Below are 16,016 nucleotides of genomic sequence, written 5' to 3' on the forward strand. Positions count from 1 at the left end.
TGATGCTTGCGCTTCGCGCTACTGTTTTTACGCTCTTTCTGATCGTCACCGTGATTCCCTACGCCTTTGCCTGCATGCTTTGGGCACCACTCTCCCTGAGTTGGCGCTACAAGCTGACGATGGGTTGGCCACGGCTCGCGGTTTGGGGCGCAAAAGTGATTTGCGGTGTCCGATGGAAGGTGCAAGGCTGGGAAAACCTCCCCGACGGACCTGCTATTGTGCTGTCAAAGCATCAGTCTGCCTGGGAAACGCTGTTTTTACCCTCCCACCTTCCGCGCGAAGTATGTTTTGTCTATAAGCGCGAGTTACACCGCGTGCCTTTTTTTGGATGGGGTCTCGCTCTCTTGGCGATGATCCCCATCGATCGCAGCAAAGGACGCGACGCCTTCGAGCAGGTCGTGAAAGTTGGTCAACAACGTCTTGATGAAGGGCGCTGGCCAATCTTATTTCCAGAGGGAACGCGTATCGCACCCGGCAAGACGAGCCGTTTCAAAATGGGCGGCGCATTACTCGCCACGCGTACAGGCGTACCGATTATCCCCATCGCACACAACGCTGGCGAATGTTGGCCACGTAACGCCTTCATTAAGAGACCTGGTTGCATCACAGTCTCCATCGGGCCGGTCATTGAAGCAACAGGACTGACCCCAGAAGAATTAAACGAAAAAGTTCAAGCATGGATCGAAGGTGAAATGCAACGCTTGAATCCCGAACGTTATTCAAAATAACAATGAGCCAGCTCGAGCTTTTGCTTTCCGACGCAGACAGCCCCAAGCCCAGCTGGACCATTGCGCCTGCCACAATTCCGCTTGGCGCAAAATGGCGGGTTGTCCACCATGGTGATCAATCTGTCGGCTTCATATTGATGCGCTCGCGTCGCCGTAGCATTGGCTTCGTCATTCTCGACGAAGGCTTACGGGTCACTGCCCCGAACTGGGTCACGCTCTCCCAAATCGACGCCGCCGTTGTTGAAAAAATGCCTTGGATTCTATCCAAACTTCAAGACTGGCAATCCCGCAAACAGCGTTTAGCAATGTCAGAGACGCGTTGGCAATCCGGCGGGGAACTTCCCTATATGGGATGTCGCATCGTCCTGCGTAGTGGCGTACCAGGGCCGCACGTTCCGCATGGATCACCTTACTTCGAGGGCGATCCTGTTGCGCCGCAAGCGGGGCAAGCACTTTGGCTGCCGTTGCCTAATGACGCTGACACCCATCGCATGCGTGACATGACGCAGGCGTGGCTACAGTCTCGCGCAGCGGTGTGGTTTGATGTGCGCATCAAACACTTTCTCGCCACCACCGGATTAACGATCCGACGATGGCGACTATCGTCCGCTGCAACTCGCTGGGGCTCCTGTACGAGTGACGGCAACATCATGCTGAACTGGCGCCTCATTCATTTTTCACCGATGGTGATTGATTACGTCATCGCTCACGAACTCGCGCACCTACGGGAAATGAATCACAGCCAAGATTTCTGGTCGGAAGTCGAACAGCTTTATCCGGATTTCCATCTCGCTAAAAATATTCTCCGCCATCACACGCCGGATGGCATTCCAGAAATCTAACCGTGCGTGCGAACGGTTATCATGGTTAACATTTCCCTCTCAATTCACTTAGGCAATCCCGAGGTCTCATTATGCGAATTCTTCACACTATGCTGCGCGTTGGAAATCTTGATCGCTCAATCGAGTTCTACACAAAAGTATTAGGTATGCGCGTACTTCGAAGCACCGAGTACCCTACCGGCCGATTCACCAACACCTTCGTTGGCTATCAGGACGAGCGCGATGGGCCAGCACTTGAACTCACCTACAACTGGGATACCTCCTCTTACGATCTCGGGACAGGCTACGGCCATATCGCACTGCAAGTCGAAAACGCCTACGAAGCTTGCGATCGCGTCAAAGAGTTGGGTGGAAAAGTAACGCGAGAAGCAGGTCCCATGAAACATGGCTCAACCGTGATCGCCTTTGTTGAAGACCCTGACGGCTATAAGATCGAATTTGTCCAGAAGAAATTCGACTAACCTACACTCTTCAGGTTGATGTGCCCTTTCAAATGAAAATCGTCATCGCTCCGGATTCCTTCAAAGAATCGCTCTCGGCTCCCGAAGTCGCCCTGGCGATTGAGCGCGGTGTTAAGCGCGCGATTCCGCAGGCAACGATCGTGCGTGTGCCGATGGCTGATGGCGGTGAGGGCACTGTCGAGGCCATCTTGGGCGCGACTGCTGGCGAACGTCAAACCCACACTGTGCTAGATGCGCTTGGGCGCCCTATTGACGCCTCTTGGGCGCTCTTGCCGGAAGGCACTGCAGTCATCGAAATGGCCTGCGCAGCGGGTTTAGAACACATCGCGCCCCACGAGCGTGACCCCTTGCGTGCAACAAGCTATGGCGTAGGCCAGCTCATCCAGTACGCGCTTGATGCAGGGGCTCAACATATCGTGTTAGGTCTTGGCGGTTCTGCAACAAACGATGCAGGGGCGGGAATGCTTGAGGCCTTAGGGCTGCGCTTCCTGGATTCAAACAATGAAACGCTTGCCCGCGGCGGATTAGCGCTTGCGCAACTTGCCAGACTAGATGCCAGCAAGCTTGACCCTCGCTTGGCAAACATTCGAGTCACGATCGCCTCTGATGTGAATAACCCCTTGTGTGGCTCCAAGGGCGCCTCAGCAATCTTTGGACCACAAAAAGGCGCGACGCCTGCTCAGGTGCAAACACTTGATGCAGCACTCGATCATTTTGCAGACCTATGCGCTCAAACAGTCGGTCGCGATATGCGCGATGCACCGGGTTCTGGCGCCGCAGGAGGGCTAGGCTTTGCGGCACACGCTTGGCTGCGTACGACCTTCAAGCCCGGCGCAGAGGTCGTTGCAGAGATTGGGGGATTATCCAGCGCCATGGAAGGCGCGGATTTAGTCATCACCGGTGAGGGACGAATGGATGCGCAAACCTTATTGGGCAAGACTCCCATGGGCGTTGCGCTCTTCGCTAAGCGAGCAGGCATTCCAGTCATCGCAATTGCCGGATCGCTGGGCGATGGGTATCAAGCTTTGTATGAGGCGGGTATCCACGCTGCCTTTAGTTTAGCGTCGGGGCCCTGCACTCTCGCCGAGGCTTGTCAGCGTGCGCCAACGCTTCTTGAAGATCGCGCGCAAGACATCATGCGCGTCTGGCTTGCCAGTCGCCTAGGCACGAATACCCGAACCATATAACGCGTCTGCTATCCCGACAAAACCCGTTACCGAAACTTGCTCGGCACGCCATGTCGGAAGAACGCCAAGTTTCTCCCAGGGAATGAGTGTCGTCCACTCACCCAGCACACCACGCAGCATTTTGCGGCGCTGAGAAAAAGCGCGCTGAACAACTGTTGCAAACAGTTTGTCATCTTGAGCCCGCAAACGCTCAGCACCTTTTGGAATCATTCTGACGATTGCAGACGTCACCCGCGGTGGAGGATCGAAAGCCTCCGGTGCAACATCAAACAACTTATAAATCTGGTAGCGGTACTGCAGCATCACGCTTAGCCGACTGTATTCCGAACTACCAGGCTCTGCCACCATCCTATCCACCACTTCGCGCTGAAGCATGAAGTGCTGATCACAGACCAGATCCGCACAATCGACCAAAGCAAAAAGCAAAGGGCTGGAAATGTTGTAGGGTAAGTTGCCGACAATGCGCAACCCTTGACCAAACTGAGTGAAGTCCACCTGCAAGGCATCGGCCTCGATAACCGCCAGACGATCAGCGGAAAACCGCTGCCTAAGCCGTGCCGCCAAGTCGCGGTCTATTTCAATCGCCGTTAGTTTTTCTAGATGATCAAGCAGCGGCGCTGTCAACGCAGACAGCCCAGGCCCAATTTCGATCATCAGATCTTTGGGTTGAGGGGCAATCGCTCTAACAATGGCATCGACCACCCCTAAATCTACCAAGAAATTTTGGCCGAAGCGTTTGCGTGCCTGATGCGCAGTCACGCGTTAATTCCTGTTCAGCCGCTCTGTTTTCTCGAGGCGATTGTCAATGAAGGACAGGTTACGCACGCGTTGGAGCCAAGCCTCAAACTCCGCATCAGAGCGTTGAATGAAAAGACGCTGACGGACTTGATTGCGTAAATACTGATCCGCCATATCTTGAGTACGGCGACCTTCAACAAGAATCAGATGCCAGCCAAATGGACTCTTCACAGGTTCACTGACCTCACCTATCTTCAGCGCATTCATGGCCTTCTCGAATGGAGGGACTGTTTCGCCTGGATTTAACCAGCCCAAATCACCGCCTTGCGGAGCCGAGGTGTCATTTGAGAAGCGCCTGGCCAAATCACCAAAAGACTCTCCACCCTGAACAATGCGCTGGCGTATCCCCAATAGTCGTTGACGCGCGACGTCGTCCGTCATCACAGTCGAACTCTTGAGCAAAATGTGGCGCGCTTGCGTTTGCTCAACAGGCATCGGACCTTTAGGCAGTTGTGGATCCGCACTCGTTGGTGGGGGTGGAGGTGCGGGCTGCGCTTGTGGTGGAGGAGCGCCCCCAGCACGACCGACCACCTTCAGAATGTGAAAGCCGTTTGGACTTTGAAGAATATTACTGATTCGTCCGTCAGGCACATTGGCTACAGCCTTAAGAAAAAGGTCTGGCCAGCCATTCAAAGGGCGCACGCCCAAATCGCCGCCAAGGCTAGCTTCTGGTCCATCCGATGAGGCTTTAGCCACACTTTCAAAGCTCTCACCCTTACGCACCCGAGCGAGTAAGTCCTGCGCCTTTTTACGTAAAGCGGCAACCTCTTCGGCCGAAGCCCCCTCGGGCACCCGCACCAAAATTTGCGCGATGCCCATAATGGCTGGCTGCACTGCCTGCGGCTTCGGTGGGGGAGGCGGTGGTGGTGCAGGCGCAGGAGTCGGTCGCACGGATGGCAAACCGCCGGCCTCACGGGCTTTTTGTTCACGCAAAAATGCATCCACTTCGCCGTCAGTAATCAGAATCGTGCGATCCACGACGGTCTGCCTCAACCGCTCCAACAATAATTCACGGCGAATCAGATTTTCGTAGTCAGACCAGGGAATACCGGACGCTTGCAGTTGTTGCCGGACTTGCGCAACCGTTGCATTGTTGCGCTTAGCAATTGTTTCGATGGCACTATTAATCATCGCGGGTGTGATCTGAATATTCAGCCTTCGCCCCTCTTGCAATTCAAGCTTCTCAGTAATTAAACGCTGTAGAACCTGAAGCTCTAAAACATTATCTGGCGGCGGCTGCATACGTTGTCCAGCCATATCTCTTTTAGCCAACCGTACTCGGGCATCAAGCTCGCGACGCGTGATCACTTCTTTATTGACCACGGCAACGATCGTGTCGGCCTCTCGCTCCACTCCAGCCGCAGCAGTCTTGGGCGGTGTCGTCTGACGCGCAGCGCCGCCCGGTGCAGGCTGGGCATAAACAGACATGCCTGCCGTAGCGCTTATACAAAATCCAATAAGCGCAACCCAAAAACGGTAGGTTTTAACTGCTTGCATCATTCGTACCTTTCAAATTTACTTACGCTTGGGACTGGGGGATTGATCGGCTCGTAATCGGGGATGCTACGCCCGATAATACCCATCGGGTTCTGACCCAAATTACCTAATCCACCTAGCTCAAGCTGGAAAAATACCGCGCTATTTGTTTGATCCACGCTGACGACATAACGCTGGAACACAACACGCCCAGTCCAGCAACAATCACCTTTGTACTCTAATCCCACTACACCCTGCGTAACCTTAGGCATTGCAATAATATTCGATGGATCAAGCACACTGGGCGCGTTCACTTTGTTAAAGGAATAGTCTACGCGTCCGATTGAGTACCATTTCTTCGTTAATGGCCACTGGAAGCCGGCGCTCACCTGGTTCTGACCTTGTGGTTGATACAAGGCGTCAGGTGGTGGATTGACCTGATAACGGTACGACAAAGCAAGCGTCGCTAAACGCTGGGGGCGCCAGCGACTGATGATCTGAGCGCGACTGAGTTCGCTCTTGTAAGGGTTGTACTGAAACAAGGACGACAGGTTCAAGGTGTCGGTTAGCGCAGCGCTGCTACCTACCAGGAACTGAGACTTAGTATTGGTGCGGGGCACCTGAAACGGCAACGTAACATACTGATCTTCAAAGTAAAATTGCTGCGCTACCGAAAGCTGAAGGCGCTCGAAGCCACTATTAGCATCAAGCCAACGGCTGGTTAGCGCCAGTGTCGCCTGATTCGCGTTCGCGATACGATCAAAACCAGCAAAAATGTTTTCCTGGAAGGCCGACGAGAAGCTGAAGTCAGCCAAGGTCGTGTCATATACCGGCAGCTGTGACTGATCGCGGTACGGAACCCTCAAGTAATAGGCGCGTGGCTCAAGCGTTTGTAACGCGGCCTTCCCAAAAAATGTTGTGTCGCGCTCGAAGGTCATACCAGAGTCAACCGACATAATTGGTAATACACGAGAGTTCGACGCTTGCCCATAGCCGTACCATTTCTCAAGCCCATACCAGTCGGTTTGATATTGCGCCATAGTTAGCGCGACTTTAGGCGTGATGTACCAACCCGGCTTGACGATTGGGTAGGCAATCGAGTTGTACGACAAAGCGCGTTGTCCGTCCGGCTTCCAGCGCAACGAGCCCATCGGACCATATGCAAAACGCTGGTCGAGCGGCATTTCAAATTTGGTCAAGGTGTTTTGGCTTTGCACGTCAAAGCCTGCGATATCAAACCGCCCACCATTAATCGTGTATTCGGGCACCTTGTTGTACTGAGGCGTCACAAACGTGCCACTCGGGCGAATCGTTTGAAACGTGACTACCTGCGCAGAGGTATTCCAGTACTCGTTTGCCCAGCCTGCTCCCACTTGACGCGGTAGTGCCGTTACGGTCGCTTGGTTTATGCCAATGTTGGCGAAGTCTTTGAAATAGTTATCGTCAGAAACGCCACTGACGTTATAACCCCCATAGAACCCGTAGCCGAAGCGTTGACCGTATTGGGCAGAATACAACCACCGATCCTCGCCCGTCTTAATATCGTTGGGTAGATACGTACCCGCTGCTAGACCAGAGTAGCTCTCACCCATATAGCGGAATTCACCACCCAATTGTGCCCCGCGCTTGGTCATCGTCCGCAACTGCGCTGTCATATCGTAGTTGGGTGCAATATTGAAATAGTACGGTTGGGTGTAATCGAAACCAGTATTCGTTGTGTTGCCAAACGTTGGAAGCAGCAAGCCACTCTTGCGCTCTTTTTTGATTGGGAAGGTTAGATAAGGCGCCGCCAGGATCGGAACGTTTTTGAAGTAAAGAACACCGTTGCGCGCCACCCCCTCATTTTCGGCGTAATCCAAATCAAGCTTCTCAGTCTCGATATACCAAGAGGGCTGCGGACATGGACAACCACTGTAGGTCACATCCTTGAGACTCATCTGGTTTTTATTAAAGACATCGGCCCACGAGCCAACGCCTGCACCACCGTTTTCTATCCAAAAATTAGGCTGCTCAATACTCGCTGTCCCGTCCTCAGAGTTATAAATAATGCTGGTACCGGAGATGACGTTCCCGTCCCGAATGAGGCGCGCATTTGTTTGCGCATCTAAGACACCCGTGCCTTTGTTGTAATCAATCACATTGGCACGCAGCACAGCATCCTGGCGACGCATCGCAGCGTCACCGATCATGCGCACATTACCCTGCGCATCACCATGGATTTCACGGGCCTCAAGAAAACCAGGCATTTGACTTTCCGCGGGCACAAAACGGTCTAGCTTCGGAGCCACCCGCAAACCCATCAATTGCACTCTAGGCGGGGGAGGAGGCGTCGCAGCCTTTGCTGCTGGTTTGGTCGTATTTTTATTGGCTTGCGGCTTTTTTGGGGGTGCTTTCTTGGGAGGCGCCTGCCCGGAGGCCGCCTGATTAAGCGCATCGCTCGGGGTTGCATCGGCGTTTTGGGCTTGCGCAGCCCCCACACCTATCCCCAGAGTCGTTGCGAGAAAAAGTCGAGCAAAAAGAAACAGCACGCTTTAAACAGCCACCTATTCAGGGCACTTTTACCCAACGTTTGTCGTCAAAATTCAGCAAACTCTCGCTGCTTCAGAGCTATTATAGTTTGAATGCAGCGAAATTTAGGAATTTTTAGACAATGTCAGATCAAAGAATACCATTATTAGTCAATTGGTTAAATCAAATTCCTCAGAAACTAGGTCTAAAGATTGACACTCTTGCACCGGCCTCTAGTGACGCGAGCTTTAGGCGATATTTCCGAATTGCGTCGGCAAGCGGCACCCTAGTAGTGATGGATGCCCCACCCCCGAAAGAAGACTGCCGACCTTTTGTCGATATCGCGGGCCGCTTGAGCGCAGCAGGTCTAAATGTGCCAAAAATCATAGAACAGCAACTAGAACAGGGTTTCTTACTGCTTTCCGACCTGGGGCCCACGACATACTATGACAAAATTATTTCAGGGGCAGAGGACTCCACCCTACAAAAAATGTACCGCGAAGCCCTCGCTGCACTTGTAACCATGCAAGCGGCTAACCACGAAGGGCTGCCGCATTACGATGCGCCGCGACTGAAACAGGAGTTAAGTCTCTTCGTCGAATGGTACACCACCATTCATTGCAAAACCACCCTACCACCAGAGACCCTGCAATCCCTCGATACCGTGTTCGACCTGCTGGTCAAACACAATGCTGCACAACCACAAGTGTTCGTACATAGGGACTTTCATTCGCCTAATTTAATGTTGTGCGAAGCGGAAAAATTCGGCGCCAATCCTGGGGTACTTGATTTCCAAGACGCCGTCGCAGGTCCCATCACCTATGACCTGGCTTCTCTCGTCATGGATGCCAGAACCACCTGGGAGGAGCCGCAGCAGATAGATTGGGCGATTCGCTATTGGGAGCAGGCGCGCAAAAGCAACCTCCCGGTCCCCACGGACTTTGCAGACTTTCATCGAGACTATGAGTGGATGGGGTTACAACGCAATCTGCGGATTTTGGGGGTTTTCGCTCGCCTTAATCACCGCGACGGCAAAGCCGGGTACCTCGCGCACATGCCACGCGTCAATCAGTATGTACGACAAGTGGCCGGGCGCTACATCGCCTTCAAACCCTTAATCCGCGTCCTGGACCAGTTGGATCAAGTTCAAACTAAAGTTGGATACACCTTCTGATGCGAGCCATGATATTGGCAGCCGGCCGAGGCGAACGCATGCGCCCTCTCACCGATCACCTTCCTAAACCACTGCTGCCGGTTGCCGGCAAGCCACTCATCGTTTGGCATCTCGAGAGGCTCGCCGCAACGGGCATCACCGAAATCGTCATCAACCATGCGTGGCTCGGACAGCGCATCGAACAAACGCTCGGTGACGGGGCCGCTTTCGGTGTGCGGATTCAATACTCGCCAGAGCCTGTCGCCCTCGAAACAGCAGGGGGAATCGCCACTGCCTTACCTTTGCTTGGGACAGACCCGTTTCTCGTCATAAACGGAGATATATGGTGCGACTGGAATCCCGCGCATGCCTTGGCAATTGCTGAACAGCTCAAACAAACTGATCACCTTGCGTGGCTGCTTCTGGTCAATAACCCCGAGCATCATCCGCAAGGCGATTTTGGGCTACTCAAAGATGGTCATCTCAGTGCTCAAGCAAGCACTCTCAACACTTTCTCGGGTATTGGCGTGTACAACCCGACACTTTTCGCCAAAACTACACCAGGACAACCGGCCAAACTCGCCCCATTATTACGCTCCGCCATGGCAGAGCGGCGGATCATTGGAGCGCTACACAAAAGCTTCTGGCTCGATGTCGGTACACCCGAACGTCTGGCGGCGTTAGAATACAAACTCGAGAAGCAAAACTAATTTCCTATGGTCATTCGCGTTCAAGCAAAACGTGCGGTTTTCAAACCCGCCCCCTACGATACGCGGAGGCGCCCACGTCGCATCCCTAGCTGGGTGATCGTCCTACTCCTCGGGGTACTACTCGGAAGCGGTGGTGTGCTGTTCCTTCAGGCAAGCTATGGTGCAAAACGCCTCACAACCGAACAAGCACAGAAACTCACTGACGAACTAAAATTAGTTTCAGTCGAGCGGCAAACACTACAAACACAAGTGGATAACCACTCACGTTCGCTCGAGGCAGAGCGTGCGCAGAACGCAGAGATCATCAAAAGCCTGCGCGAAGAACTCTCAACGGCCCAAGCCATTATTACTCCCATGAAGGAACAATTGAACCTTCTGGTCCAAACGCTGCCGTTCGATCCTCGCTTCGGGGTGGTCGGCGTCAGTACCAGCACCTTTAACCAAGCAAAAAAAGGTGGGCAGCTCTCTTACTTGATTTGGCTACTGCGCGCTAAACCAGAGAAACAGGACTTCAGCGGCTGGCTAGAACTGTCGTACGAAGGCCGTTGGCCGACCGGACGGGTTGAGACCATTCCATCGCCTCGTGTGGCGGTGCAATTCAATCATTATTTGCCGATAAGCGGCGTGGCAAACCTTCCAGAGGGCTTCGTCGTTCAGCGTGTCAACGCGAAGGTTCTTGCTCAAGACGGTAAGCGACAGATCACTTGGCGTGTATTGCCTGTGCAAGCCCAATAGCAAACAGTAACGTGCCACACGCCCACCTTCACGTCGGTCACACGCCTGCATGGCATCAGGATCGCCGACTACTAGGCCTACTCGGACTTGGCATCTTCGTTCACCTAGTGTTCGCGACACTGCTGACACTCTCCGTTGATGAAGCGCACTACGCCTACTATGCCGTCCGTCTTGACTGGAGCTACTTTGACCATCCACCACTCGTAGGGTGGATTCAATGGCCATTTGTGGTGCTCGGCGCACCAGACTACCTCCTTCGCCTTATCCCCCAGACGCTTTGGTTGATTGCCTGTCTGTTAGCGCGCGGGCTCGCCATCGATATCAATACGATGGTCCCGAGTTGGAGTTACTCCGCTTCCGCAAAAGAAACAGCAGGTCTCTGGGCCGTTGCGCTCACCCTTTGTGCACCGCTTATGCACGTATTGGCGGTCGGCTTATTACCCGACACACTGCTGATGGTGCTCACCTTGCTGATTATGCGCAGCACACTTGCGCTGGCAAAGGCCCCACAAGATTCGCGAACCACCTCGCTTCAGCACTGGCTGGCGCTCGGCTTATTGCTTGGACTGGCTGGTCTCTCCAAATACACCGCCATCATCCCGGCGCTTACTGTCATGGCGATTCTTCTGCGCAGACACGGTATAGCCCTTCTTAGCAAAAAAGGCCCATGGCTTGCTGTTGCAGTCGCACTGCTGATCGTAACGCCGGTTTTCCTCTGGAATGCTCAACACGACTGGGTATCCTTTGCGTATCAACTAAAACATGGCGGCGGCGGCACCTGGAAGCTGCGTCGCTTAGCGGCCTTCATGGGCATTCAACTGGTCGCCTACGGACCGCTGCTCGTGCTCGGGGCCTATCTTTGTCTGCGCGACATCATCAGCGAAAAGAAATGGCTCGCCGCGGGTTTGACGTTATTTTTTATCTTGCCTTTTTTCGTTACAGCAACACTCTCCGGTGGTGGCAGTCTGCCACACTGGACAGCGCCTGCTTGGCTAGCAATCACTCCTTTCGCCGCAAACGCTCTTGGTGCCCATTGGGCAAGCGGCAAGCAGTTCTGGATTCGGGCCTTCGTGCGTGCGCAGGTCGTCATCTGCCTCTTGGCATTCACCTTGCTCTTTTTTGTTGGAGTCCCCGGCATCGGGCAAGACCACCCCTGGGGAAAAAAGAATCCACTGGCCGATATGTGGGGCTGGAATCAAGCCGGCGTGCTCGCCCAGACATTGAGCCAGCAGCACAACATTCCGTCGCTCTCCGTGCGCAACTGGACACTCGCCAGCCGAATGGCCTGGTATGCACAGCCCCTCCCAGTCTATGTGCTGGACAAGCGTTTCGACCAATTTGACCTCTGGTTCGGCGAAATTCCCGTCGGTGCAGACAGTCTTTTTGTAAACTGGTCACAATTGCGCTTTGACTTACCTACTCAAGCGGGTGCCTTTGAATCGTGTACCTTAATTGAGCAACTCGACATCAAACGACTTGGGCGTTCGATTTCAGATTTTAGTTTCTACCATTGCCGCAACTGGGGGGCTGCCCCCAATTCAAAATAGACGTCGTTCAGTGAAAAAAACCTTTAAAACTCTCTGGCCTTACTTACGCATTGTTTTGTCCTTGCTCCTGCTGTGGCTTGCGGCGAGAAACATTGACTGGCAAGCCTTACGAGAGACCAAGATTGCGATCGAACCGGGCTGGTTTGCTTTGGCGCTTGCCTTGCTTGTATCGGCGAACCTTCTCGCAGTTGTACGCTGGGGATGGATTATGCGCAGCATGGGACTGCGTCAACCTATCTCGCGTTACATCACACTTTATTTTGCAGGTGGTCTGATCAACCAAGGTCTGCCGAGCACAATTGGTGGAGACAGTTATCGCGCTGTCGAGGGCAGTCGTCTAGGCACCATTCGCCAGCGCCAGGTCGGACAACCCGCTGGCGCGCGCACACCAACCTTAGCGCAAGAACTCCACCAACCCATCGATCTCAACCGCGCTCCACCGCGTTTGCGCCTGGGCTTCATCAGCGTGGCACTTGACCGTGGGCTTGGTCTGATTGGCAACAATATTTTGGGTGCTCTTGGCCTGATTCTTGGTGGCATCATGATCGCACCTTGGGGGGAGTCCCTTGGGTGGTGGGCTCTGGGTGCAATGATCGCTGGGGCGACATTGGCGAGTTTAATGCTGGGTTCACCGCGCACACGCCTTTGGATTCAAAAAATCCTCGTCAAACTCGGTATGCCGGAAGCGATGCCAGGACTCAAAACCGCGCTTGGTTGGCCGACCGTTTTGCCTCAATTGGCGATATCGATCGCCACGCACATGATCGCGCTCACCGCATTTTGGTGTTGCTTGCAGGCCTTCGGAACGACAGCACCATTCTCTGCACTCATGGTGGGCCTTCCCGCACTCGGTCTATTAATGATGCTGCCCATCAGTATTTCGGGATGGGGCTTGCGAGAGGCAACCCTGTCCACCACCCTCGCACTCTGGGGGGTCGATAGCGGCATTACCGTGCTTGCCTCGGTGAGCTTTGGGATTGTGACGCTAGTGACGTATCTGCCCGGTGCCATATCCCTTTTGCAGCGACGACGCCAAGACGATCTGAGCACAAAGCATTAAACTACGATCCCATGAGCCTAAGCGTCGACACCATGCGCACCATCGATCACCGGGTCGGTGTTCCCCTGTGCGCCCTCTTTAGCCCACTCGTGGCCCTGCTGGACTGGATCACCTATCTGATTAAGGGTCCAGCTGGCACGCCACGTCGCTTGCTGTTCATCGAACTCTCCGAGATGGGAAGCGCCATCATTGTCGATCCTGCGATGCGTGATGCCCAGGCGCGGGGTGCTGAAATCTTTTTTCTGATCTTCAAGAGTAACCGTGCAAGCCTAACCCTACTCAATACCGTACCCACAAACAACGTTTTCACCATTGATTCGAGTTCGGTTTTTAGCTTAGTCCGAGATACAGTCAAATTCCTGTGGCAGGCACGAGCGCACAAAATTGATACCGTCATCGATTTAGAGCTCTTCTCTCGCTTCACTGCCTTGCTGACGGGGTTATGCGGTGCCCGCAGGCGTGTTGGATACCATATTTTTCATGGTGAAGGCCTATGGCGCGGCACGATGCTGACGCACAAAGTGCACTACAACCCACACACACATATCGCCAAAAACTTTTTGTCACTGATACACGCTGCCTTCGCGACCTCCGCTGAGCAACCTTTCAGCAAGGTACATATTCCAGACTCTGCAATCCGAATCGCACAAGCACAGATTGATGTCCGTGTTAAACAAACAGTACTGGAGCGAATTCAAACACTTGCCACACAAGCACAGAGGCCATTTCAGCATGGGGTTCAACCGCTGCTTCTGGTGAATCCCAATGCGAGCGAGCTTTTGGTGCAGCGCCGCTGGGCACCTGAGAGCTTCTCCAAGCTGATTATTGCGCTCGTCAACCACTGGCCCGATTGCTTAGTGCTCATTACTGGATCACCCTCCGAACACGCCTACGTCGAGAATGTTCGACTTGGTGCCAACGTACCCAATGCCCTGAACTTCGCCGGTCAAGTAAGTTTTGCAGAGCTTCCTGCGTTGTATACGCTCGCAGATGTCATGGTGACCAACGACTCAGGTCCTGGTCATTTCTCGTCCGTAACCGGGCTACATACCGTCGTGCTCTTCGGACCGGAGACGCCTGCCTTATATGGGTCGCTGGGCAAGTCCATTCCGATCACGGCTCAACTCGCTTGTTCACCTTGCGTCAGCGCGGCTAACCACCGCAAAACACCGTGCTCAGATAACGCCTGTATGCGTGCGATCACCGTCGAGCAAGTGATGCAAAAAATGATTGTCCAATTCACGGCGTCACGTGCATGACAGCGCATCCGCGTTCGGCCACGCATACGCGCCATGTCGCGACCATTCAAAAAAAGGACTTTCTTTGGTGTCTGGCGCCTCTGGTAATTTGGGCGCTTTGCTGGCTTTTCTTACCAGAGCCTGGTCTCTTCCTTTATCTCAACCACACCGCCCGTCTCTTGCCAGACATTGTGTGGGTCAGCTTCAATATGCTTGGCAACGGCTGGAGTGCCTTTGCGCTCCTTTCGCCCTTGCTAGTCCTCGCTCCACGGTTACTAATCGGTGCCATGTTTGCTGGTGCAATCGCGGGCGCGCTCTCACGCTGGCCTAAGCATGTCCTTGAGATGCCGCGCCCTGCAGGTCTTTTAGATCATTCCACCTTCTACATTCTGGAGCGTCCTCTCACCTCCTTCGCAATGCCCTCAGGACACACTCTCACTGCCTTTGCTGTTTTATCGGGCATTTACTTCGCGATGGATCGTCACCGCCGCAAACCATTTTTGTGGTTATTTCTAATCGCAGCGTTGGGTGGATTCGCACGTATCGCGCTCGGAGCCCACTGGCCGTCAGACGTCTTTGCTGGCGCAGCGTTAGGGATTTTTGGCGGGATTCTTGGAGGGCATTTCAGCAATCACTTGCCTGATACTGTCGTACAAAACACATCATGGCTGATGCGACTCATTGGGTTTGGCGCAGCATTATGCGCTTACATGCTCATCACAACCAAGATCGATTTCAAGATTGCCGAACCCGTTCAATATCTCTTTGCCATCATTGCGATCGCAAGTGTCACGATATTTGTTTGGCGAAGCTTTCGCCTCGCCAAACAGCTTAACTAAGAAAGATTACTTCTGACCCGTTTCCGCTTTGTACCGCGCCAAATTCTCTGCGTTCGGTGGGTACAAACCAGGCAAAGCCTGCCCATTTTCAACTTGCTTCATAATCCACACTTCTAGCGCCTCTTGAGATGCTGCGCTCGCGACGACGTCGTCGAGCAGTGCGGCAGGAATCAGCACAGCACCGTCATCATCAACAACCACTACATCGCCAGGAAACACCGCAACGCCACCACAACCGATGGGCTGTTGCCAATCCACAAAGGTCAAGCCTGCAACAGATGGCGGTGCCGCAGCGCCTGAACACCAAACTGGCAAACCTGTGCCCAAGACACCCGCTAGGTCGCGCACCACACCATCGGTCACCAGCGCAGCAACATTTTTCTTAGCCATACGCGCGCAGAGAATATCTCCGAAAATGCCAGCGTCCTGCACACCCATCGAGTCCACAACCGCGATACAGCCTTCAGGCATATCTTCGATGGCGCCACGTGTCGATTTCGGCGAAGACCAGGACTCCGGTGTCGCAAGGTCTTCACGTGCGGGTACAAACCGCAAAGTAAAGGCGCGGGCAACAAGTCGAGGCTGACCACTACGAATGGGCTTTGTGCCGCGCATCCACACATTGCGCAAACCTTTCTTGAGCAGTACGGTGGTGAGTGTCGCGGTAGAAATTGCGGCGAGAATGTCTTTTACTTTTGGATCGAGTTGCATATTGACCATAAAGGGTCTCCGAA

At 53.8% G+C, this 16,016-nt stretch carries 15 protein-coding genes; 11 read left to right on the forward strand and 4 right to left on the reverse strand.

Annotated features, from left to right (window positions below; translation table 11 throughout):
- Nucleotides 1-2: 2 nt before the first annotated feature.
- The 4 genes from KZZ10_RS09715 to KZZ10_RS09730 all read left to right on the forward strand — a co-directional run bounded on the left by KZZ10_RS09715 (nucleotide 3) and on the right by KZZ10_RS09730 (nucleotide 3,218).
- Entirely contained in the window at nucleotides 3-728 is a 726-nt protein-coding gene (locus tag KZZ10_RS09715) for a lysophospholipid acyltransferase family protein (RefSeq protein ID WP_259661507.1), read from the forward strand.
- Between the two features lie 2 nt (nucleotides 729-730).
- Nucleotides 731-1,570, forward strand: a complete 840-nt coding sequence (locus KZZ10_RS09720; RefSeq protein WP_259661317.1) for a M48 family metallopeptidase — start codon at nucleotides 731-733, stop codon at nucleotides 1,568-1,570.
- A gap of 71 nt (nucleotides 1,571-1,641) precedes the next feature.
- Entirely contained in the window at nucleotides 1,642-2,031 is a 390-nt protein-coding gene (gene gloA, locus KZZ10_RS09725; protein ID WP_259661318.1) for a lactoylglutathione lyase, read from the forward strand.
- Nucleotides 2,032-2,063: 32 nt separating this feature from the next.
- Nucleotides 2,064-3,218, forward strand: coding sequence for a glycerate kinase (locus KZZ10_RS09730; RefSeq protein WP_259661319.1), 1,155 nt, complete (start codon nucleotides 2,064-2,066; stop codon nucleotides 3,216-3,218).
- Here the strand turns inward: KZZ10_RS09730 and rsmA are convergent.
- Genes rsmA through KZZ10_RS09745 form a run of 3 tightly spaced genes read right to left on the reverse strand, consistent with a single transcriptional unit; the run spans nucleotide 3,192 to nucleotide 8,020 of the window.
- Entirely contained in the window at nucleotides 3,192-3,977 is a 786-nt protein-coding gene (rsmA, locus tag KZZ10_RS09735) for a 16S rRNA (adenine(1518)-N(6)/adenine(1519)-N(6))-dimethyltransferase RsmA (RefSeq protein ID WP_259661320.1), read from the reverse strand. The two genes, KZZ10_RS09730 and rsmA, sit on opposite strands and share 27 nt — an antisense overlap.
- A gap of 3 nt (nucleotides 3,978-3,980) precedes the next feature.
- Nucleotides 3,981-5,516, reverse strand: coding sequence for a peptidylprolyl isomerase (locus KZZ10_RS09740; protein ID WP_259661321.1), 1,536 nt, complete (start codon nucleotides 5,514-5,516; stop codon nucleotides 3,981-3,983).
- A complete protein-coding gene (locus tag KZZ10_RS09745; protein WP_311133552.1) occupies nucleotides 5,513-8,020 on the reverse strand; it encodes an LPS-assembly protein LptD in 2,508 nt (835 codons plus the stop codon). The genes KZZ10_RS09740 and KZZ10_RS09745 overlap by 4 nt, the downstream gene beginning before the upstream one ends.
- 122 nt (nucleotides 8,021-8,142) lie before the next feature.
- Here KZZ10_RS09745 and KZZ10_RS09750 point away from each other — a divergent pair, with 122 nt between their 5' ends.
- Genes KZZ10_RS09750 through KZZ10_RS09780 form a run of 7 tightly spaced genes read left to right on the forward strand, consistent with a single transcriptional unit; the run spans nucleotide 8,143 to nucleotide 15,282 of the window.
- Nucleotides 8,143-9,174, forward strand: coding sequence for an aminoglycoside phosphotransferase family protein (locus KZZ10_RS09750; protein ID WP_259661322.1), 1,032 nt, complete (start codon nucleotides 8,143-8,145; stop codon nucleotides 9,172-9,174).
- The gene (murU, locus tag KZZ10_RS09755; RefSeq protein ID WP_259661323.1) at nucleotides 9,174-9,863 is read left to right on the forward strand and encodes an N-acetylmuramate alpha-1-phosphate uridylyltransferase MurU; all 690 of its coding nucleotides are present in this window, start codon (nucleotides 9,174-9,176) and stop codon (nucleotides 9,861-9,863) included. Before KZZ10_RS09750 ends, murU begins: the two co-directional genes overlap by 1 nt.
- Before the next feature lie 6 nt (nucleotides 9,864-9,869).
- Nucleotides 9,870-10,598, forward strand: a complete 729-nt coding sequence (locus tag KZZ10_RS09760) for a hypothetical protein (RefSeq protein WP_259661324.1) — start codon at nucleotides 9,870-9,872, stop codon at nucleotides 10,596-10,598.
- An 11-nt stretch (nucleotides 10,599-10,609) separates the two neighbouring features.
- A complete protein-coding gene (locus KZZ10_RS09765) occupies nucleotides 10,610-12,145 on the forward strand; it encodes a glycosyltransferase family 39 protein (RefSeq protein ID WP_259661325.1) in 1,536 nt (511 codons plus the stop codon).
- 10 nt (nucleotides 12,146-12,155) lie between these two features.
- Nucleotides 12,156-13,205, forward strand: coding sequence for a lysylphosphatidylglycerol synthase transmembrane domain-containing protein (locus KZZ10_RS09770; RefSeq protein WP_259661326.1), 1,050 nt, complete (start codon nucleotides 12,156-12,158; stop codon nucleotides 13,203-13,205).
- 11 nt (nucleotides 13,206-13,216) lie between these two features.
- Nucleotides 13,217-14,464 carry a glycosyltransferase family 9 protein gene (locus KZZ10_RS09775; RefSeq protein WP_259661327.1) on the forward strand — a complete coding sequence of 416 codons (1,248 nt, stop codon included), beginning with the start codon at nucleotides 13,217-13,219 and terminating at the stop codon, nucleotides 14,462-14,464.
- Nucleotides 14,461-15,282: a phosphatase PAP2 family protein gene (locus KZZ10_RS09780; RefSeq protein ID WP_259661328.1), complete on the forward strand. Its 822-nt coding sequence runs from the start codon at nucleotides 14,461-14,463 to the stop codon at nucleotides 15,280-15,282. The genes KZZ10_RS09775 and KZZ10_RS09780 overlap by 4 nt, the downstream gene beginning before the upstream one ends.
- Nucleotides 15,283-15,288: 6 nt before the next feature.
- Here the strand turns inward: KZZ10_RS09780 and KZZ10_RS09785 are convergent, their stop codons facing one another.
- The gene (locus KZZ10_RS09785) at nucleotides 15,289-16,002 is read right to left on the reverse strand and encodes a ribonuclease activity regulator RraA (RefSeq protein ID WP_375372555.1); all 714 of its coding nucleotides are present in this window, start codon (nucleotides 16,000-16,002) and stop codon (nucleotides 15,289-15,291) included.
- Nucleotides 16,003-16,016 lie beyond the last annotated feature (14 nt).

This window comes from Zwartia hollandica (assembly GCF_019923725.1).
GTDB lineage: Bacteria > Pseudomonadota > Gammaproteobacteria > Burkholderiales > Burkholderiaceae_B > Zwartia > Zwartia hollandica.